Source organism: Bacillus sp. FJAT-29814 (assembly GCF_001510715.1).
In the GTDB taxonomy this organism is placed as follows: domain Bacteria; phylum Bacillota; class Bacilli; order Bacillales; family Cytobacillaceae; genus Neobacillus.
Genome location: NZ_LMTJ01000001.1, coordinates 351,627 through 372,845, shown reverse-complemented (window position 1 = coordinate 372,845; position 21,219 = coordinate 351,627). Strand labels below are relative to the sequence as shown.

22 protein-coding genes are annotated in these 21,219 nt (G+C 41.2%); 3 read left to right on the top strand and 19 right to left on the bottom strand.

Features of this window, described 5'->3' with window-relative positions; translation table 11 throughout:
* Nucleotides 1–308 precede the first annotated feature (308 nt).
* Genes AR334_RS01775 through AR334_RS01755 form a run of 5 tightly spaced genes read right to left on the bottom strand, consistent with a single transcriptional unit; the run spans nt 309 to nt 5,104 of the window.
* The gene (locus AR334_RS01775; RefSeq protein ID WP_066304248.1) at nt 309–656 is read right to left on the bottom strand and encodes a cupin domain-containing protein; all 348 of its coding nucleotides are present in this window, start codon (nt 654–656) and stop codon (nt 309–311) included.
* Nucleotides 657–671: 15 nt separating this feature from the next.
* A complete protein-coding gene (locus tag AR334_RS01770; RefSeq protein ID WP_216638002.1) occupies nt 672–1,430 on the bottom strand; it encodes an SDR family NAD(P)-dependent oxidoreductase in 759 nt (252 codons plus the stop codon).
* 25 nt (nt 1,431–1,455) lie between these two features.
* Nucleotides 1,456–2,553 carry a Glu/Leu/Phe/Val dehydrogenase gene (locus tag AR334_RS01765; RefSeq protein ID WP_066304247.1) on the bottom strand — a complete coding sequence of 366 codons (1,098 nt, stop codon included), beginning with the start codon at nt 2,551–2,553 and terminating at the stop codon, nt 1,456–1,458.
* 39 nt (nt 2,554–2,592) lie between these two features.
* Nucleotides 2,593–3,417: a thiamine pyrophosphate-dependent enzyme gene (locus AR334_RS01760; RefSeq protein ID WP_066304246.1), complete on the bottom strand. Its 825-nt coding sequence runs from the start codon at nt 3,415–3,417 to the stop codon at nt 2,593–2,595.
* A 10-nt stretch (nt 3,418–3,427) separates the two neighbouring features.
* The gene (locus AR334_RS01755; protein ID WP_066304245.1) at nt 3,428–5,104 is read right to left on the bottom strand and encodes a 2-oxoacid:acceptor oxidoreductase family protein; all 1,677 of its coding nucleotides are present in this window, start codon (nt 5,102–5,104) and stop codon (nt 3,428–3,430) included.
* 130 nt (nt 5,105–5,234) lie between these two features.
* On the opposite strand from AR334_RS01755, the gene AR334_RS01750 reads away from it, so the two are divergent.
* Both AR334_RS01750 and AR334_RS01745 read left to right on the top strand, forming a co-directional pair.
* Nucleotides 5,235–5,888, top strand: a complete 654-nt coding sequence (locus tag AR334_RS01750) for a GntR family transcriptional regulator (RefSeq protein ID WP_066304244.1) — start codon at nt 5,235–5,237, stop codon at nt 5,886–5,888.
* 216 nt (nt 5,889–6,104) lie between these two features.
* On the top strand, nt 6,105–6,752 hold the full coding sequence (locus tag AR334_RS01745) for a DedA family protein (RefSeq protein ID WP_066304243.1): 648 nt from the start codon (nt 6,105–6,107) through the stop codon (nt 6,750–6,752).
* Between the two features lie 76 nt (nt 6,753–6,828).
* On the opposite strand, the gene AR334_RS01740 is transcribed toward AR334_RS01745, so the two are convergent.
* Both AR334_RS01740 and AR334_RS01735 read right to left on the bottom strand, forming a co-directional pair.
* Nucleotides 6,829–8,196 carry a HAMP domain-containing sensor histidine kinase gene (locus AR334_RS01740; RefSeq protein ID WP_066304242.1) on the bottom strand — a complete coding sequence of 456 codons (1,368 nt, stop codon included), beginning with the start codon at nt 8,194–8,196 and terminating at the stop codon, nt 6,829–6,831.
* On the bottom strand, nt 8,174–8,887 hold the full coding sequence (locus AR334_RS01735) for a response regulator transcription factor (RefSeq protein ID WP_066304241.1): 714 nt from the start codon (nt 8,885–8,887) through the stop codon (nt 8,174–8,176). Before AR334_RS01735 ends, AR334_RS01740 begins: the two co-directional genes overlap by 23 nt.
* Nucleotides 8,888–9,074: 187 nt before the next feature.
* Between AR334_RS01735 and AR334_RS01730 the strand changes: the two genes are divergently transcribed.
* Entirely contained in the window at nt 9,075–9,662 is a 588-nt protein-coding gene (locus AR334_RS01730) for an undecaprenyl-diphosphatase (protein WP_066304240.1), read from the top strand.
* A gap of 53 nt (nt 9,663–9,715) precedes the next feature.
* On the opposite strand, the gene AR334_RS01725 is transcribed toward AR334_RS01730, so the two are convergent.
* From AR334_RS01725 to AR334_RS01670, 12 genes are all read right to left on the bottom strand, one after another.
* Nucleotides 9,716–11,392, bottom strand: a complete 1,677-nt coding sequence (locus AR334_RS01725; protein WP_066304239.1) for a DUF6044 family protein — start codon at nt 11,390–11,392, stop codon at nt 9,716–9,718.
* Nucleotides 11,393–11,432: 40 nt separating this feature from the next.
* On the bottom strand, nt 11,433–11,852 hold the full coding sequence (locus AR334_RS01720) for a GtrA family protein (RefSeq protein WP_066304238.1): 420 nt from the start codon (nt 11,850–11,852) through the stop codon (nt 11,433–11,435).
* Nucleotides 11,849–12,853, bottom strand: a complete 1,005-nt coding sequence (locus AR334_RS01715; protein WP_066304237.1) for a glycosyltransferase family 2 protein — start codon at nt 12,851–12,853, stop codon at nt 11,849–11,851. Before AR334_RS01715 ends, AR334_RS01720 begins: the two co-directional genes overlap by 4 nt.
* Before the next feature lie 38 nt (nt 12,854–12,891).
* On the bottom strand, nt 12,892–13,587 hold the full coding sequence (locus AR334_RS01710; protein WP_066304236.1) for a polysaccharide deacetylase family protein: 696 nt from the start codon (nt 13,585–13,587) through the stop codon (nt 12,892–12,894).
* A 63-nt stretch (nt 13,588–13,650) separates the two neighbouring features.
* Nucleotides 13,651–14,823, bottom strand: a complete 1,173-nt coding sequence (locus tag AR334_RS01705) for a glycosyltransferase (protein WP_082692732.1) — start codon at nt 14,821–14,823, stop codon at nt 13,651–13,653.
* A gap of 184 nt (nt 14,824–15,007) precedes the next feature.
* Nucleotides 15,008–15,595: a DedA family protein gene (locus tag AR334_RS01700; protein ID WP_066304235.1), complete on the bottom strand. Its 588-nt coding sequence runs from the start codon at nt 15,593–15,595 to the stop codon at nt 15,008–15,010.
* A 290-nt stretch (nt 15,596–15,885) separates the two neighbouring features.
* Nucleotides 15,886–16,572 (bottom strand): hypothetical protein, encoded by a 687-nt coding sequence (locus AR334_RS01695; protein WP_066304234.1) that lies wholly within the window; start codon nt 16,570–16,572, stop codon nt 15,886–15,888.
* On the bottom strand, nt 16,569–17,465 hold the full coding sequence (locus AR334_RS01690; protein WP_066304233.1) for an ABC transporter ATP-binding protein: 897 nt from the start codon (nt 17,463–17,465) through the stop codon (nt 16,569–16,571). The genes AR334_RS01695 and AR334_RS01690 overlap by 4 nt, the downstream gene beginning before the upstream one ends.
* Entirely contained in the window at nt 17,462–17,833 is a 372-nt protein-coding gene (locus AR334_RS01685; RefSeq protein WP_066304232.1) for a GntR family transcriptional regulator, read from the bottom strand. The genes AR334_RS01690 and AR334_RS01685 overlap by 4 nt, the downstream gene beginning before the upstream one ends.
* Before the next feature lie 430 nt (nt 17,834–18,263).
* Nucleotides 18,264–19,250, bottom strand: a complete 987-nt coding sequence (locus tag AR334_RS01680) for an SPFH domain-containing protein (protein WP_066304231.1) — start codon at nt 19,248–19,250, stop codon at nt 18,264–18,266.
* Nucleotides 19,251–19,273: 23 nt separating this feature from the next.
* Complete coding sequence (locus AR334_RS01675; RefSeq protein WP_253701157.1) at nt 19,274–20,146, bottom strand: TPM domain-containing protein; 873 nt, start codon at nt 20,144–20,146, stop codon at nt 19,274–19,276.
* A complete protein-coding gene (locus AR334_RS01670) occupies nt 20,143–21,171 on the bottom strand; it encodes a TFIIB-type zinc ribbon-containing protein (protein ID WP_066304229.1) in 1,029 nt (342 codons plus the stop codon). The genes AR334_RS01675 and AR334_RS01670 overlap by 4 nt, the downstream gene beginning before the upstream one ends.
* Nucleotides 21,172–21,219 lie beyond the last annotated feature (48 nt).

The following is a 21,219-nucleotide window of genomic DNA, read 5'->3' as shown; positions in this document are numbered from 1 at the left end:
ATCCACTTCCCTCTCCAATTTTATACAGGCAAATACCTTTTATAGGATTCATAATACTGCGAATACTCACGACAATTCTTTATCAATGTAAATATTGATTTTAGAAAGTTACTTCGGTCAAGTTGTCAAAAGCAAGGAATGGATTTTGGAAAATCAAGTTGGTAGTTTTGCATTTTTAATTGGCTGTAGAATTTGAAGTTCCATTAAAGAAATGAGTTATATCTTAGAAGTTTTAACTATAATGGGGCATTTTTAAAGATGAAGCATCTAGTCCTTAAACAAGAGTTTAGATGCTTCATCCCGATTAACTAATGTTTCTTCCAATTAGCTGGATATAAAGAAAATAGGAAGGTACCGTGAGAAAGGGCTTCATATATGATTGGAGTCCCTTTCTCAATAAAAAAGGAATCCCCTTCTTTTCCAACCATTCTTTCACCATTTGATTCGATGATGATTTCACCTTCTGTTACATACAGGATCTCATCATATCGAACCGTCCAAGGAAATTTGCAGTTTTCCATTTTGACGATTCCTCCGCCAAGAGTAGCGGATAGTTCGTCTGTAACAAAACGGGCTATTTTTGCCTCGCCAGGTCCAATTGTTCCATCTAACGGTTCAAAGAGATATCCGGTCTCTTCTAATAATTTTACACCCATGAAGCTCCTCCTTCATTACCATCCGCCATAGGCGACCCAGCCGCCATCCACATTATAAATGGAGCCTGTTACATAACTTGATTCATCGGATGCCAGAAATAAGACAACATCCGCCACCTCTTTTGTCGTACCGAAACGTTTTAATGGCGTTCTCCTAATGACATCTCCGTCATCATATCCGCCTGCTTCCTGATCCGTTTCATCTAGAGGTGTTTTAATATAACCCGGAGCAACCCCATTCACGCGAATATTCTGCTCCGCCCATTCCACTGCCAACACTTTTGTCAACCCGTTCAGAGCGAATTTGGTTGAACTGTAGGCAGCCCGCATCGGAACACAGACCTGGCCGTAAACGGAAGTAATATTGATAATCGAACCTCCACCATTTTGCATATACTTGGCAGCTTCCTGCGCACCAAAAAAGGTACCGGTAAGATTCGTGTCCAAAACAGTCCGCCAGTCTTCTTCACTTAATTCAATAGAGGGTCCAATCCGATTAACGCCGGCATTGTTGACCAAAACATCGATCTTACCAAACGCTTCAACGGTTTTCTTCATCAATTCCACGACAGACTGCTTATTGGACATATCTGCCCCGATAGCGATGACATCATACCCTTTTTCCTTTAAGGGTGCCGCCACCTTGTCTGCCCGTTCTTGACTTCTGGAGTTTACAACAACCTTTGCGCCCTCCTCGGCAAAGCGTTGAGCAATTGCCTCACCAATTCCCATGCTGGAACCTGTTACAATACACACCTTATCTTTTAAACGCAATTTTAATCACTCCTAATCTATCAATTTATGAATTAAAAATGGACACCTGTTTACGTAACTGTTTTGCCTTACCCACACTCTCAATTCTTCGCTCTGCCAATAAGTCAGCCGCTTTGTAGGTTGGAATATTTTCAGTTTTTGAGATATGGATTAAATTTGTCATCGTTTCATAGATGCGTTTGACTGAATTGATTCCTCTTTGCTCATTAAAACCGCCGGGCTTAATGCGATCCGTATCGAAAATAGTCCCTCCAGCATTTGCAATATAATCAGGGGCATAAAGGATCCCTAACTCCTGTAGGAAATCACCATGTTTTTCTTCGGTAAGCTGGTTATTGGCAGAACCTGCGATAATCGAACATTTAAATTCTTCTATTGTCCGGTCATTGACAACCTTCCCAAGTGCACATGGAGAAAAAATATCAACATCCAGAGCATGTATTCGATCAGGTGTTTCAATATTTGCGCCGAATTCTTCGGCTACTTCTTTGACCCTTTTTTCATCAATATCAGCAATGGTAAGGATGGCCCCATCTTTAGCCAAGTACTTGACGAGATTGTAGCCTACACTCCCGACTCCCTGAACAGCAACCCTTACACCTTCAAGACTGTCAGTGCCTAACTTCTCCTTCGCACATGCCCTGATAGCTTGGTAGACACCTAGTGCTGTACTTGGTGAAATTTCCCCCGCTCCGCCAAACTCTCTCGGAAGTGTGACAACATAAGGCGTTTCCAGCCGGATGGTTTCCATATCGCGCAAAGTAGTTCCCACATCTTGGCCAGTGATATAGAGTCCATTTAACCGATTAATAAACCGCCCAAAGGCTCTAAACAAGGCTTCGCTTTTTTGCTTCTTAGGATCGCCGATAATAACTGCTTTTCCTCCGCCAAGGTCAACCCCGGCCGCAGCATATTTATAGGTCATTCCTCTTCCAAGGCGAAGGGCATCCTCAATGGCATCCCATTCATTTTGATAGGTCCACATCCTTAAACCACCTGTCGCTGGCCCCAAAGTGGTGTCGTGGATGCAAACGACACCCTTCAAACCCGTTTCATTATCATTAAAAAAGAAGAGATTTTCATAATTGTACTTCTCTAAGTATTCATAGATTTTGCCTTCCATTATCTTCACTCCCGTTTATAGCTTATAAGTATTTTAGATTTAAATAATATTTGATTTTAAGTAGGATATAACGTCGCTTTCTACAACCTGTTTCCCCTTATATCGAGAACCGCTCGTTTTCTTTTCCCAAAGCACGCCGACATTGAAAGGGTTTTCAGAAAGTAACGATACTAGTTCAGGCGCTGATGCTGCTGGCTGTTCCTGATAGGTGATATTCTGTTTATAAAAATCATACCCTTGTGCTTTATTGAAAACGACACACGGACTAAATACATTTATTAACGAAAACCCTTCATGCTGGATCCCTCTTATAACCAACTCTTCCAAATGTTTTATGTCTCCTGAAAAGCCTTGGCCGATAAAGCTGGCACCGGAAGACCAGGCTAACAGTAAAGGATTAATGGGCTGATCAAGATTTCCCGTAGGTGAAGTGGATGATTCATATCCTAATGGACTAGTTGGTGATGTCTGCCCTTTTGTATTTCCATAAACAGAATTATCCATGACGATATAGGTAACTGGCAGATTTCGTCTTGCCGCATGGACAAGATGACCAACTCCGATTCCATAGCCATCCCCGTCACCGCCTGCAGCAATAACGGTCAATTCTGGTCTTGATGATTTGATTCCTAAAGCGGTTGGCAGGGTTCTGCCATGTGTAGTATGAATCGAATATCCGCCAAAATAATGTCCGATTTTTCCGCTGCAACCTATTCCTGACACAAGGACAGCATTTTCTGGTTGAACATTTAATTTTGCCAATCCCCTTTGGATCGCGCTTAACACGCCATAGTCTCCGCATCCTGGACACCAAGTTGGGGAGTTCCCATTGGAAAAGTCCTTTGCCTTAACAGTTTCCACCATTTTATCCCCCCTAATTTGTTAGATTACTTGTAAATCCGTCTAATATAGCAGCAATTTCTTGCTCAAACTCTTGGTCTGTAAAATGTTCCCCATCAAACCTTAATAAGGAATGGACCTCTTTGTCCGTTAAGGCAGCTTCGAGGATGGTACGAATCTGAGCTTTGGCATTATATTCTGCCACTACGACTCTTTTTGAATGCTTCAAGGCTTCCTGTAATTCTTGCTTTGGCGACGGTGCAAGTTGTCGAACAAGTAATCCTTGGTAAATGGCACCGTTCTCCTTCACAAAGTTTTCTATAAGTTCTCCCATTGCGCCTGTACCAATTATGGTAATTGGAGCCTCCGGATTACCAACTCTAGAAAATGGCCGATTATAATGGATTGAATTAGCCTTATTCAGTCTTCTGATATGCAGAGAACCACGAACCTGTTTAAAGTCAGGCTCCATAAATCCCCTTTCATCATGCTCATCCCCACTGGCGACATAGGCTCCACCTTTCACACCCGGAACGGTTCGCTGTGGCGGCAGGCCTCCGACTGATTCGTACCTTTTATAGGTTCCTGTAATGGTTTCATTTAATATAGTAGGTCCACGATCAATCGCAACGGATCTGATAGCGTTTTCAATTTTTGCCCATGGAATGGATATTCTTCTGAGTGCTAGATCTAAATCTAAAGCGATGATGACGGGGCATTGATAATACTCTGAGAGGTTTAGTGCTTCTTGTATGGTGACAATACAATCTAAAACACTTGTTGGGGTTAGAAGGATCCGGGCAAATTCCCCGTGTCCTGCATTCATTAGATGGAACAAATCACTTTGCTCTGTTTTTGTAGGCATTCCTGTTGATGGACCGCCACGCTGGTTATCTACCAAAACGAGTGGAATTTCTGTTGCTGCTGCATAGCCCAGTCCCTCAGTCATTAGGGCCAATCCAGGTCCACTTGTGGCAACAAAGGTTCGTTTACCTGCGTAACTGCAACCTAATGCGGCATGGATCGCCGCTATTTCATCTTCCACTTGGAATACTGCACCTCCTAATGGCGGCAGCCACTTAGAGAAGTTTTCCAAGATTTCAGAAGCTGGAGTGATTGGATACCCATAGTAATAGCGAACATCTCCTGCAATTGCCCCTAGACATAAAGCATCGTTACCGGAGATGGTTGCGTTCTCGACGGATAAATCCTGGAGCGGATCTTCACATGCAACCGTTAAGCCCAATTGATAGCCAGCTTCAAATAACTCAGTGTTTTTTCCTTTTTTAAATTTATGTTCTACCTCAACCTTTACCTTTTCAAATGCTATACCAAGGTATCCAGTAATAATTCCTAATGCCCAAACATTAAAGCCAAGCTTTGGTGGATTCCCTTGATGGGCAATTGGGATACCCTTCACATTTTCGGGTCCAAAGATCATGGATTGATCTTTTAACCTTGGTAAATACCGATCGACACCTTCTTCTGTCCAAACAACAGCCAAATCAATATTTTCCAGCCTTGGCGGCGAATCCGATTCATATTGGTCGGAAATGTAAATTTCAAATGAAGTATTTCCTCCCCGAATAATCGTTGAAAAATCTCGCCAATTCCGATGTGTGTAACCAAGGGATTGAATCAGCTGTGATAAAATTTCCCCGGCTGTTTCAATCCCTTGCCCTGTTAATCCAAAGAGTGCAATGGTTTTCAAAAAATTCCCTCCTTCTGTAACATTTATTACTGGCTCTGATATAAAATATCTGATATATTAGATAATAATATCAATATTCCCAATTGTCAATCATTTCTGAATATAAATATTAATTGAAGGAGAATGTAAAATGAGCAACGTTGCCTTTGATAACCGCAATTTAAATGAAAAAATTTATTATTACCTCAGAGACAAAATTGTCAGTACTGAATTAAAACCTGGAACAAGAATTGATTACAATGAAATTGCTAATGAGTTAGGCGTTAGCAAAACACCCGTGCGGGACGCATTACAATTACTTCAGCAGGATGGGTTAATCGAAGTGAAGAGTAGATCCGGTACATTTGTAAGTGTGCCTAAAGTAAAGGATATTGAAGAAATTTATGAAGTAAGGAAAGCATTAGAAAGGCTAGCGATCCAACTTGCCATGATGAACCTCCCGAAACAGACTATAGAACAACTTTATCAAAATGCTTTAGATGTGGATAAGGACATTAATGCAGGGAACTTCCACTCCTTTTTTCAATCTGACCGAAATTTGCACAAAACATTAATCACCTATTCCCAGAACAGCCGGTTAATTAAAATAATGGAATCCATCGAGGCACAAATGCATTGGATTGGCGTCATCATTGCCCATTCCCAGGAAAGGCCCCGAAAGGCCAATGAGGAACATAAAGAAATCTTACAAGCACTATTAAACTCAGATATCATATTGGCACAAAATCTTATGGAAAAACACATCGAGGGTATTAAACAAATGACGTTAAAAGATTTTAAGTAATAATGAGAGAATATAAAAATAATCCATCTCACTTCAGTGGACATGGTTCTAAAAAAAGGGTCATGCCCCCATCGCGTTAAAGCTTTAGCGAGTTGGGGGTATGACCCTTTGCCTTTTGGCCTCAAAAAAATTAATCAAATATTCATATTTAATTCATATAAAATTTATCGAAAAGGTCTAAATTAGAATTAGGAACATGAAATTGAATGTTAGGGGATCTTTATTGTGAGCAGTTTGTTGGATATATTTTTGCATCTTGATCAGCATTTGAGTGTTTATATGAATGAGTATGGACCGTTTATTTATCTGATCCTGTTTATCATTGTATTTTGTGAAACAGGTCTTGTCATTATGCCGTTTTTACCAGGGGACTCCCTCCTATTTGCGACCGGGGCTTTAGCGGCAGCTGGTTCGATCAAATTACTACCTATTTACCTTATCTTTTCTATTGCTGCAATTGCCGGTGATACAGTGAATTACGCCATTGGTCATTATTTAAGGGACAAGGTAGTTGCGCGTGAGAACATTCGTTTTATAAAGAAGGAATACCTTGACCGGACAACTGAATTCTTTAATAAGCACGGTTCAGCTACCATTATCCTTGCACGGTTCGTTCCGATTATCAGGACATTTGCACCGTTTGTAGCGGGAGTAGGTTCGATGCCTTACAGAAAATTTTTATCGTTCAATGCGATCGGTGGGATCCTTTGGGTTAGCATTGCCCTTTTTGCTGGCTATTTCTTTGGGAATATACCAGTTGTAAAAGATAACTTCAGCATTGTGGTTCTAGGAATCGTAGTCGTTTCGCTGCTTCCTGTTGTTTTTACGATGATAAAAAACAAAAAGGCCACAAAAAACAGTTAGAGGAAATGGTTACCATATTATAGGCCGTCTTATAGAAAATAGCGTTAATCCTGGGAATAACGCTATTTCTTTCATCTTAATTAAATTGTGAAGGCAAAACCACTATTACCTCAGTCCCAGCCCCTTCTTTGCTTTTAATGCTGATTTCCCCTTTGTGTAACTGCATGATCCTTTGAGCAATATGAAGGCCCAAACCAGAACCTCCCGTTTCCCGGCTCCTTGCTTTATCCACCCGGTAAAACCGTTCAAAGATATTCTCTATTTCCTCTTGCGGTATACCGATACCATAATCTTTCACGCGAATAATGATAGTATGATCTTTTTTTTCTAAGAAAACATCAATTTTATCAATACTATATTTGATTGCATTATCGAGTAAGATAATAATGACCTGCTTCAGCTTTAATTCATCACCATGAATCAGAACCACTGATTCCTCGAAGTGAAGATTAATCTCACGTTTATATACGTCTTTCATCTGTTTTAAAATGGAGTGACATAGCGAAACGAGATTGACCATACTCATTTCCAATTCCATTTCTCTCTCTAATGAAGCCACTTCTAAAAAGGTCTCGGTCATTTTTTGAATCCTGGTAGCCTCTAAGTGAATCGCTTCGATAGCTTCCTCTACCATCTCCCTATCTTCGAGCCCGTGCCGTCTTAATAAATTGGCATAACTCTTAATTACAGTTAATGGTGTCTTCAACTCGTGGGAGGCATCAGATACAAACTGAGATTGCTTTTCAAAATTTTTTTCTAACCTGTCAATCATCCGATTAAACGTGTTGGCTAATGTTTGAAGTTCATCCTTTGTATCATTATGAATCGTGATTTTCTTCGGTACACCGCTCTTCTCAATATCTTCCATCGTATTAATCATGTTAGAAATCGGCCGCATAATAATATTCGATAGCCATCTGCCACTAAGTAATGACAAAATAACGGCTAATAACGTGCTGACACCAAGAATCCACAAAAGGAGATCTTTCCGTGTTTCCAGTCCCTCTAGTTCTTCTCCCATCTCTATACTTCCATTAAATTGAGGAACATTTTGCATTGGAACGCGAACAATTAGCACCTGCTTTTCCTTTTCTTCTATCCTTAAAGTACGTCTCTCAGCTTGCTGGGTATAGACAAATTTCGCTTTAACTTTCTTGGCTAGTTCCTTTTCGTTTGTTACCTCATAAAGCACCTGTCCATCGGGCTTGATGATACGGATATAGGAATGTGCGGTTAAGTTATTCTTTAATTCCCTTTCGATTTCTTCACGTTTATCATTGTCACGAATGTTTTGAACGATGTCTCCAGCCTTTTGAATCGCCAAATCCTCTTCCATATTAACGGTTGTTTTCATAAATAAAACAAACACGACTATATTAATCAAAATTAAAATTAGGAGCATCCAGCCCGTCGTTAACAAATTAATTTTTTGAGTAATCCTCATCGGTTTTCTCCTTTATGGTATAGCCGATACCTCTGACGGTGGTAATCAATGGAGAGGAAAAGTCCTCTTCTATTTTTTTTCGTAAATGCCGAATGAACACGTCAATGACATTCGTTTCCCCCTCATAATCATAGCCCCAAACGTTGAGAAGAATATTCTCTCTTGTTACCACTTTATTTTTATTTACGATTAAATACACCAATAGGTCGTATTCCTTGGGCGTTAAGGTAATGGATGTACCTGATCTTGTAACCTCCCGTGTTTCAGTGTTAATGACTAGATCTTCTATTGTAAGATCGGAATCATCTCCCACCTGGCCATTTTTCGAATAATGGCGGAGACAGGAACGAATTCTAGCTAATAATTCTTCAATTTCAAATGGTTTAGTAACGTAGTCATTAGCACCTTGATCCAGTCCGGCAACCTTATCAAAAGTGGTATTTCGAGCAGTAAGGAGAATCACTGGAATGTCTTCTTTTTCCTTTCTTAATCTCCTTAACACTTCGATGCCACTTAATTTTGGCAGCATGACATCCAATAGAATTAAGTCTATGTCCGTATGTAAGGCCGTTTCCAGTCCGTCCTTCCCATTATGTTCGACGGTCACTTTGTATCCTTCATATTCTAGTTCCATTTTTAAAACACGGGCTATTTGAAATTCATCCTCGACCACTAATATATGCGTTTTCATCTATATTCCCCCTGCAGCATCAAGAACATCTTCTTCATTTTCACTCTACCATTAAATAGGGAACAATTCATTTTTTAATGGAATCTTAATGTTTTTTTCATCGCCTGTTTAGTTTTCTTTTTTATAGTTAAGGTACCCGCTTGGGGCCAAAAGCACTTTCAATTGACACAATATAAGGAGAACTGCTATGAACTACAATCTATTTAAATCGATAAATCAATTATCAGGTCAACACCCTTATTTAGATGAATTAATGGCCGGTGTGACGAACTACGCCTTGTTCATCTTTGCCATTATTCTGCTCCTCATTTGGATTTTTGGAAATGATCAATACAAGAAAACGGTTGTTTTCGCTGCAATTACCGGTATCCTCGGTTTATTCATAAACTTTGTCATCGGTCATCTGTATTTTGAACAACGGCCGTTTGTTACCCATCATGTCCATTTATTAATTCAACATGCAGCGGACGCCTCTTTTCCTAGTGACCATACAACAGGCGCTTTCGCCTTAGCGCTGGCAGTCCTATTTGTTCATCGAAAAATAGGAATTGGGATGCTCTTGTTTGCCTTATTAACAGGTTTTTCCCGGATTTATGTCGGGCATCATTATCCATTTGATATCTTAGGAAGTATCATCGTTTCGTTAGTCATTAGTATTATTGTATACAAGATGAGCCCATATCTTGAGCCAATTGCAAATGGTATTATCAACATCTATAACCGAATCCCGCTTGTTCCTAAAACGGCTGAACCGGAAAACAGCAAAAATCTTTAAATTCATAACAAAAACACTGGCTATGCTGCAGCCAGTGTTTTTGTTATTTCTTCTTACATCACCTTGTACAAATAAATCTTCCAATAAGCTTCCTTAGATTGAAAAACCTTTTGCAGTTGGAGCTGAATGTCCTTCGCATTTTCAATTGGAACAGCGGATAGAAGGTACTCTCCTCCCATCTGTTTAAATGCTTCAATATTTAAATCCAAATGCTGAATGACCCTTGAGGAATGCTTAGAAAAGAGATAGTTTTTCCCTAGCTCATCGACAAAAAGATAACAACGCCCGCCCCATTGATCAAAGTAATTTTTCAACGCTTTATTTTTTGCCAATTCTGGAGCCATGATTTTCCGAAATTGATGTTTGTAAGACAGTGGGTAAAAGTTATTGTACGTATCTAATGTATACAACCCATTATATTGAGCAATCGCTGGATGCAGGCCGATGCTTGCGACCCGGTAGTCCTGAACAGGCTTGCCAATAAACTTCTTTATATCGGCAAATTCCTTCACTGCGTAAAACTCTCCGAATGACGGAGCATTATGGTACCAGATTTGTTCATTTGAAGGAATCAATACACCTAACTGCAGTACTGCACAAACCACTGCTGCGATGCGCCATTTTTTATGAGAGCGCCATAGGATTTGCAAAGATAGAGCAAATAAAACGTAAATAATCATCGGCCGCAAATAATGATAGCGTGAAAAATTAAACGTGCTTAAAATACTCATTTTTTGCTTCAACGGCACCCAGCCGTCATACCACCAAAAGGCATACCAGACTGATAGCAGAAAGTTAGTAAGGTGCAGCCTAATAAATAGCTTATCCCTATTCCAGCTCTTTTGTAATATCACAATCACAAGGGCAATCATGGATAGTGGAAAGATGATGATCCCAAACAGGGTTTGATCCTGATTATGGCCGACAATATAATTCTTAAAGATGAGCATAATCGTTTGCGTCAGATTATTTTTCGATTCAAAGAACTCTGATCGATTGGTTTGTTCATGTGAAAAAACAAGCGAAGCAAGCGCCCGATATTCAATCGCTAAATAAATCAGTGTCATATAAGCAATCGAGAAAAACAGCCGCCACTGCAGCTTTTTTGTCCTGATGATATCCACCAGCCAAAATACCCCCATCGCACTTAAGAAAAAGAAAAATCCTAACATAAAGGTTGAATAAAACGGCAATAACGTGATCGTCACGATACTAATCACCGTTTGCTCACGATGGTGGATATTTAAGAATGCCCATAAGGCTAACGGCATTCCTATAATACTTAGCATTCCATTCGGCCAGAATGGGATCAAAGCAAAGGTTAAGGCCGAAATCGTGATGATAAATCCTTGTTTTTCTCCTTTGATCACATATTTCTTTAAAAGTAAATACATGCCCAAAAAGGCGAAAAAGCGTGAAATCGCTTGATTGAGCCCGTAGGCAATGACCGGAGGAAAAAAGCGAAACAGCTCAACAATCCCATAGTATTCTGAGTAATAGGCGTTTCTCGAAAGCTCCCCGTTTATAATCTGAGGAATATTTGCCTGTATGGAACCAAATAACTGGCCGCTGTCGTCTAATACCTTGTACCAGGCGATATTCGAATCCAAATTGTCATGTATCCTCATATGGGCATGTTCACCAAGAACAAAGTAAGGTGCAACCCAAAGGGCGATGATCATGATGGCAACTAGTAAATAAATCCTCTCTCGCGTAACTGTTCTATTCATTTTCTCCATTCCTCATCACGTTAATAAACACCGGTCGTTATTAAGCCGGTGTTTTTGCGCTTTTCTCTCGAAAAACAATAAATTTTTGTAAAGCATAATTTAATAATGTATATAAACACGTACTGCCTAAAATCGCTAAATCTGTTGACATAGTAGCTGAAAAGATATGGGTTTGATTTAACACCAAATCGACAGCCTGCTTTCCAATGTAGAAGGAAACAAAGTAGCAGAATAAAATAACGCCTGCAAACCGAACAAGGCTTTTAGAAACTGTTGCCTTGCTTTTAAACGTAAAACTTCGATTCAAGTAATAGCTGACACTTGCCCCTACTGTATTCCCTAAAAAGGTAGCCATCCAATAAGAAAATCCGAATAAATGATAAAAAAGAAACATAACCGACAAGCCGATAATCGTGTTGGCAATACCTACCAAGAGAAAACGTATAAAGGTAAATTTCATTTTCCCACCGTATTCGTAACGACTTCTAGCTTATGTTTACCTTCTATCTTATTTGAAAATGCATCCACCTCAATCGCATATCTTGGACGCCGCTTCACTTCACGATAAATTTTTCCAATATATTCCCCAATAATCCCCACAGCTAAGAGCTGCAAGCCGCCGACAAACCAAATGGATATGATAATGGAAGTCCATCCTGATTCCGTATGACCGGACAGTTCTTGAAAAATCGCATACCCGCCGGCCATCGCGCTAATGATCACAGCCAGGAAGCCTATAAAGGTCACAAAGCGAATCGGGGTAATACTAAAGGAAGTGATTCCGTCAAACGCAAAGGCTAGCATTTTTTTCAATGGATACTTGGACTCCCCTGCCATCCTTTCCTTTCTATCATAGAAAACCTTCGTAGATGGAAAGCCGACAAGAGGAATGAGTCCCCGCAAGAAAAGGTTCGTTTCTTTATAGTTAAATAATTCAGCTAATGCCCGCTTGCTCATCAGGCGGAAATCAGCATGATTGGGAATTAAGTGAATACCAATTTTATTCATAAACCGGTAAAACCCTAATGCCGTTGTCCGTTTGAAAAATGTATCGGTTTCCCGGCTGTCTCTTACCCCATACACTACATCGTAGCCATCCCGATATTTTTCAACAAACGTACGGATGACCTTAATATCATCCTGAAGATCCGCATCAATGGAAATCACACAATCTGATTGTGGTGATGCTGTTTCCAGCCCTGCTAAAAGGGCATTCTGATGTCCGGCATTTCTTGCCAATTTTAACCCTTTTATGACTGGATTTTTTGCCATTTCAGTTTCAATTAAGGCCCAAGTCCTGTCCTTGCTGCCATCATCCACAAAAAGGATTTTACTTTCCTTTGAAATAAGGAAATCATCGATTAAATCAGTTAATACAGCGGATAATTGTTTTGCCGTTTCCGGTAAAACCTCTTCTTCGTTGTAACACGGAACAACGATGGTTAAGATAGGTCCTTTCATTAGATTGCCTCTCCCTTATCATCTGAAATCGATTATTTCTAAGAAATTACTAATTCATCAACAGTGACACATGTGAATCCTTGTGTTCTCACTGTTATTAATACATCCTTTAATGCATTAATGGTATTTCTAGGAGCATCCAACTCCGCTCCCGGCGTATCTCCGCAGTCATGAAGCAGGATGACGTCCCCGCCTTCTATGTTGGATAGACGCTTTTTAATTTTTTCACTGCCGCCAGTGGTTCGCCAATCTTCGGCCATGATCGACCAGAGAATGATCTTGTATTTACTTCTCTTGACGAAATCAAAAAGATTGAGCATTCCCCATGGCGGCCGATAATAGATGGGTCTGACCCCAGTGATATTTTCAATAATTCTCGCTGTATCCTCGAGCCCCTTGCGCACTTTCCACGGAGACATAAACCAGTTCGAATGGTGAACATAATTGTGGATCCCAATTAAATGGCCTTCTTGATGCATTCGCCGGATCAGTCCAGGATGCTTTCCCGCTTTAGAACCGACCACAAAAAAGGTGGCCTTTACCTCATTATCCTTCAACAAATCAAGCAGCATTGGAGTGTAAATCGGGTCCGGGCCGTCATCAAAGGTAAACGCAATCTTAGATGACTCGCTCCCCCGTTTAAATACCTTCATGCCTAAACCACGTGAAAGAATATATGGGACAACGGTGTATAATAAAATGAAAAAGATAATAGCAGAAATCATGTACGTCATACTCTATACTCACCTCATTTCCTTTCTATCCAATTCTTTCATTACATTTTTCCTCTTACAATTCTATGCTCTAGCTAGCCGGTAAACTTTCGACTGTTCCCCATGTCTTGCAGGAATGAGAGATGTATGTTCCAAAATCCCGTTCATAATTTCGGCGATCCTTGTTGGTCCTTCGATTTCGATTCCCTGTTGATAAGCATTGATGGATTGTTCCCAGTGATTCATTTTTATTGAGTCGTTTAAAATAGTCAGCATTTCCTGTTCAAACGAATCTTTTTGGCTAAGCTGAAAAACTAGGCCCTTTTTGGTTAAATACCGCAGGTTGATTTCTTCCTGTCCCGGAAGGACGGATTGAACAAAAACTGGCAGCCGTTTTTGCAGCGCTTCACTAATGGTGACCCCGCCTGGCTTTGTAACAATCGCGTCCATCTCATCATACAATTGATTCATTTCAGCCCTTGATGAAATGTAGGGGAGCGGTCTGATATGACCCACATTCCATGATCGTATTTCGCTGTACAATTTCTGATTGTTACCACATAGAACGTAGAAGTCGAATGGTGAGGATTGCTTCGATTTTCCCAAGAGCTTGTCAATCCCGCCCAAACCATTATTTCCACCAGAGAGTAATATTTTTGGCCTGCTCCCTTGTTTTTTCTGTTTTGTGGTTTGGGTCATTTCCTGATGTACTGGAATACCCGTAACCATCATCCTTTGTTCTGGTATTTGATACTTTTTACTAAAGTCTTGTTTTACGTCCTGGCTGGGAAGGAAATGATATTCAATTTCCTCTTTCCCCCAAAATTTGTTGATAAAGAAATCCGTATAAACATTGATGACCGGAACATCACATCTTCCCTTTCTTTTTAACTGGCTGAGAAGATAGGATGGGAAGCCATGTGTGCAAACAATTAAATCAGGCTTCTCTTCGATTAACAGCTTCTCCATTTTTTTCAAAAAGAAATAATGATACCATTTAAACGAATGGTCGTTTGCTGACGGAGCATAGAAAAATTTCTTATATGCAAGGTCATAGGTTTCCGGCGCATAGCGAATCCATTTTAAATAACTGCTCGTAATCATTTTCTCAAACTGTGGATTCGCATAGCTTAATAGGTCGACTTTTTTCATCATGGTTCCATTTAATTGCTTTTCCACTATGTCCATTACTGCCTCGGCAACCTGATGATGCCCTGAGCGCATTTGTAAAAAGGGTAAAAACAAAATCTTTTTCATCTCGATATCCTCTCCTGTTTGCAGGAATCTTTAACATGATTACTACCCTTTTAATCTAACATCGATTTTTTTTAAACTTTTTATTTTCATCAATTTTTAATGAAAGTGACAGGAAATTTTTAAGTTCAGGAACGGCAATAAGAAAAGAGCCGCACCCAGTTTTAAGTGGGTGCGGCTCTTTGTATTAAGCTTTTCTTTTTTTAAAAAAATTCACCAAAACGAACAGCAAGAATACTAGGAAAAAGACCAGTCCTAAATAGGGAACATAGTTTGGATTAATGTGAAAGGCGCTTCCGGCATAATAACCGGCTAAAATAAACGGAAGTGTCCACAAAACCGTTCCTAGAAAGGACGAAAAAAGAAAATCCAACAATGAAATCTTGTTCATCCCTGCAAAGTAAGGGCTGATTTGCCGGATACCGGGCAGATAAAAGCCGAATATAATCGTTTTGCGGACATTTTTTATATATTTATTGTTCACTTTTGCCCAGCGTTCTTCCGTAAATCCAACGTACTTACCATATTTACCGAAAAAAGTACTACTGATATATTTTCCCGCCATATAGGCTGATAGCATGCCGGTAAAAGCACCGATAAAGGCCGACAGGAAGGCAGGTATAAAGGCCAGACTGCGTTGGTCAATCAACATCCCTATTAAGAATAACAGTGATTCTTCCGGTGCGGGAATACCCACGATCCCAAAGAATAAAAAGACGATAATAATCCAATAGCCATACGCGTTAAGATATTGTAAGAGTGTATCAATATTCATAATTCTTCCCTAGTTAACGCTTCCGGAACAGAAAATGATAGTAAGAATGACATCTAATGGCCCCCCATTTATCAAAAAGAGAAACGCTTAATTCAAAATCGGACTCACCATTAGGATATCACGTGCTATAAATGAATAAGTTATCTTAATGAATTCTTAATGCATTATTAAGGGAACCAAAAGATTCTTCTTTTCAGTAATATTAATGAATCCTTTGTAAAAATTGTAGTGAAATTAGTACGTCGAAGGCCGCCCGAAAAAAATCGGACGGCCATACGGCGTGTTACAGGCTAAACAGTTGCTTTGCGAATCATGATAAACGACAGGAAGACATTGATGACCGCTCCAACAAACAACCACGAAGCTAATTGGGCGGCGGAATGTCCACTTAGCCAATTGAAAATGTCCGTCCACCAGCCGAAATACGTGCACAAAAACCCAAGCACAGACCCCCCAAGAAAAATAACGGGAAACATAACAAACAGACCCATCCTCCCGAAACGCCGGTATACGGCGACAATGACGAAGCCAAGGAAGGTCAGATGGAACGCTGTAGCGAACAAGGTCCACCACCGTTCCACCAAGGAACCATCACTCAAATAAGGAAGATTGAAAAAATGAAGGCCGACTCCCCAGGCCCAATCACCCTCCACAACCGAAAGCGCCAAAAGCACGACGGATATACCCAAGCAAACAACGGTGGTCATCATGAGTGTCCCAAGAAAAAAGTCCGTTCTTCGAATGCTCAGGCCAAGCGCAAACGGAAAGCTTTTCGTCAGCGTAACAATGCCGACAACCATCATGCAAATGAAGATGGAAGCCAAACCGCCGGTATATAATCCTTTTTCCAGCTGGGCTAGCCATCCAATTAAGAGATTGACTATAAAAGCAGGAAGTAACGCAAAACACCATGGAACGATAAACCATAACATTTTATCCTTGGCATGAATTTTCATAACCGCTGTAATTCGATTCATCGGATATCCACCGCCCTTTGATCAGATTTTTGTTTGTTCAAATGAACGATCAACTGTTGAAGTGATACCGGGATAAGCTCCAGCCCTAGTAATTCGGCTTGCTTCCGCCTTTCTGAATCGAGACTGCCAAGCACCGTCGCCGACAATAGGCCGCCGAATAGTTTACGGTCGATCGTTTCCTGACCGGTAATGAAGGACTCTACTTTCTCCATCTGGCCAATGGCGCTGTAAGCTTGCCCGCGAATGGCATCTGCATCCTCATTTAGAATTAGCTTGCCGTTATCAATGACAATCACATGCTCCAAAATCCGGCTCACCTCGTCGATTAAATGTGTAGACAAAACGATTGTTCGGGGGTGCTCCGCATAATCCTCGATCAACCGATCATAGAACAACTCCCGTGCGACAGCGTCCAGCCCTAGGTAAGGCTCGTCGAACATCGTCAGCGGCGCGCGACTCGCCAAACCAATGATGACGCCGACCGACGACAGCATACCTCGCGACAGCTTCTTTATCGGACATTTCAGTGGCAGACGGAAATCATTCACCAATTGATCAGCAAATTGCTGCTCCCAATTAGGAAAAATAGACTGACACAACTCTAGCACGTCGATCACTCGAAAATGATCGGGATACTTCTGGCTTTCTTTAATAAAACAAACCTTGCTCAAAACTCGATTGTTCTCGTAAGGAGTCTCCCCGAACACGTGCAGCTTCCCGCTTGTCGGGAACATCTGCGCCGTCAACATGTGCATGATCGTTGTTTTTCCCGCACCGTTTCGGCCAAGCAATCCGTAAATTTTGTCCGATTCCATCGTAAAGCTGACATCGTCCACTGCATTGATGCCGCCATACCTTTTGGTCAGCCCTTGGACTTCAACAATGTTCTTCATTTCGTCCCTTCTCCCCTCCGGATCATATCCGTCAATTGTTCTATCGTAATCCCCAGCTTTTCCGCCTCGCGAATCATAGCAACAACATACTGTTCGTAGAAACTGTCCTTCCGTTTCTCCATCAACCTTGCTTTTGCGCCTGTCGATACAAACATGCCAATCCCCCGCTTTTTGTACAAAATGTTCTCATCAACCAGCAAATTAACCCCTTTGGCAGCCGTTGCCGGATTGATTTGAAAAAACGATGCAAATTGAGTCGTTGACGGCACTTGCGATTCCTCCTGCAACCGGCCTTCGATAATATCGTCTTCGATATGCTCGGCAATTTGCAAAAAAATCGGACGGCTGTCATCCATCTTTAAAACCATAATACACACCACCACATTGGTTAGTTACTCGTGTAATTAACCATATAACAAAAGAACCGCTAAGTCAACGGACATTTACCCAAAAAAACATTTTTATGAATTTTGACCATCAATTGCATAGCTGGGTGTTTAATTGAATAGGAGGATTTCTTATGTAAGGGAAGTAACTTGAGGATAGAACGTTTGGAATGGACGGGCTCATGGTAGAATTAAAAAGTTTACGAAAACTGCCTTAATAAAGAAAAATAGATGTATTTCCTAAAATAAAAACGCTTATTTTTATAGGGGCTTTAAAATGAAAATACCCGCCAATTTCTTAATGGCGGGGTAATGGCTTCTCTTTCCATAGGTTGTGAAATTTAAGGTCAGACCCCATCGCGTTAAATCTTTAGCGAGTTGGGGAGCTGACCCTTTGGACTTCGATGGATGATCAAACAAGTTTTTGTCCGCAGTTTGGACAGAAGTTGGCTCCTTCGTTTTTTGTACCACAATTGGGGCAGAAATTTGGCCGCTTTTGCCCTTCTGTCGATGCTGGTGCTGCAGGCGCTGGAGGTGCAGGTTGATTCTGGGGCTGCTGGTTCATTTGGTTCAGCATTTTGCCCGCGATGTTCATTCCCATCATCATTCCGGCCATATCCGATGCCGCCCCACCGCCGCTCATTTTTCCTGAGGCCATGCCATCGGTTAACTCAATTTGCTGGTAGCGGCCAAGATCGCTGACCATGCCATGCGAAGCATTTTTGGTAATGCGGTCTTGGATCTCTTTTGGATAGCTGAAGCTCATCACATTAAATCCGGTCACTGAGATGCCGGTTTTGATCATTTGCATATCCAAATCATCTTGAATACCTTTGGAAATATCGAAGGAATTCGCCTGAAGATTGAACATATCCTTACCTTCTTTTGTAATCCATTTCATCAACAGCTGGTCAAGGACGGCGGTGATTCGGATTTTGACATCCTCCACCAAATATTGCTCACGGACGCCGGCAATTTGATCAATTAACGCAATATAATCTACCACTTTAAAATTAAACGTTCCGTTTGCCCGGATTGGCATCCCGCCTGGAAGCCCCGGCGCTGGAATATTAATCGCGTTTTGCGTACCCCATTTCACGACAAATTCCTTTGTGTTCACAAACAGCACTTCCACCCGCATGCCGCTGTTGAAACCGAATTTGAACCCTTTTAACGTTGATAGGAAGGGAATGATTTGCGATTCAATATCATACTCGCCTTCGTCTTGGAACACCCCTTCGATTTTTCCATTGTTGAAAAAGATGGCATCTTGGCCAGGGCGAATAATCAATCGGCTCCCCTTCTTGATTTCACGATTGCTCCATTTATAGAAAATCAAATCATCGCGAAATTCCTGCCATTCTACTACGTTTGCAAATTGATTTTTAAAAAAAGACATCAATCAACTACTCCCTTCCACTTTTAAAACTTGCCTCTGCTGCCGCTATGCGAGTGGCCGCCGCCAGTGATTCCGCCACCCCCGCCGCTGCTTGTATTATTTTGCGGTTTTCTTTGCCGTGTTACGGTTTGATGGGTAAAGTTATCGTACTTGCTAAGTACTCTCGATTTATTACGATCCATATAGGTCTGGCCATTGACCGTGACTCTTCCGCCGGAGCGATAGGCCATGATGGTAACAACGATACCTGCCACAACAAGGGAGGAAATTAATTGAAACAACCATTGAAAAAAGATGTTTTCCACATCGGAGCCCGTCTCATAGCTATTTTGCCCAACATAACCACCGCTGGACCCATAGTCCGTGTATCCACCGGAGTCACTAGTTGGCTCTTGGCCCATGTATTCATATGAGATATTTAAAAACTGCGAAAATGCTTGAAAATATTGCCCATCTGATAAAGCAGGTGTAATTTCCTCGCGAATCACATCAAGCCTTCCATCATTCAAATACTGCTCGGCTTTTTTAAACCCCGCCAAGTAGATATCCCGCTCCTGCATATCAATGGCTAGTATCGCAGTATTTCCATGGGGTTGGTCATAGCCGGGAGCATTTTCATCATAGTAATCCTCCACATACTGGACAATGTCCTTTCCATCCGTCCCATTCAACGTAAGGATGATAAAGGATGTTTCCCTTTGTCCTCCCAAATCCGCCGCCAAAGTTTGCAGTTCCGCCGCTTCCTGTTCTGTCAGCAAATGAGCATCATCATAAATATAATGCGTCCGATCAAATTCTTGCGCTTTCGCCATCTGAGGGAACCCAAATGGCAGCACCAACAGAAAAACCATTAAAAAGAACAGCAGGCTTTGTTTTTTAAAATCATTCACACTCACCAAAAGCCACCCCCCATAAAATAGGAGACACATTTCAACGCAAAGAAGGTACCCACGGCAATACCGCTAAACCACGAGGCCACTTTTCCTTTGCTAATCGGTGGTTTGCCGACAACCTTGCCCGTTTGTCCATTCATCGCAAATATATAATTTGAATGGTTATAATCATAACTGACCAGCCATACAGGCAAAAGAACATAATTACTTTTTTGGTTTTTTGTATCAATCTGCTTATCTCTTATCCTGATAGAATGATAGCCTGTTAATGTCGATTGGATATAGGATTCGATATAATCGCTGATTTTGTCTTTTGCTCGTGGGAGCAGCTCTTCGTCTGAATAATTGTATTTCTCGGCAAGATAGCCAGCCAAATACGGGGTTTTAAAATCCTTTAATTGGTCATACGGGTACGGCTCTAATTTATCCATTAATTCATCATTCATTTTTTCCGATGCATCAACAGGAATCTTGACATAATCAAGGTTAATATCGCGAAAAACATCATAATATTTTGTTTCCGTATAAATGTAATCACCCTGCGTGTAGGTCCTGACCCTTGTACCTGTTGCAGTTACCTGCACCTTGCTGTTTAAATCATATAGCCAAAAAGGGACGTACAGTCCTGTCATACTTTTGATTCGGTCACCATTCATGAAACCTTTCGGGGTGAGCAACCCCTTTCTGCACCACTTTTGAAACGCCGTTGTGGCCTGTTCCTTGCTAATGGTAAAAGGAATGACCTTTGCCGGTGCCAAATTACCTGATAATCGGTCAGCAATCACAACACCCGCACCGCAGAAGCTGCAATGGGTCGCCGTTGTTTCCGCCTCGGTTATGAGCACAGCACCGCAATTCTCGCAATGGTACTCATTTGCCTCATCCTCTGAAAACCGAAGTGATTTCAATTCTTCCGGATAATGTTCAATATTTTCGTGCCGGCCGCAAGCTTCACAGGTTAACTCACCTGAATCGGCATCAAAGCTCATATCACTCCCGCAGCCGGGGCATTTATAATGGAGGATCATGTCCCCCTCACCTCTCTTGTATGAACAAATTCAAATCTGCCATCTGGT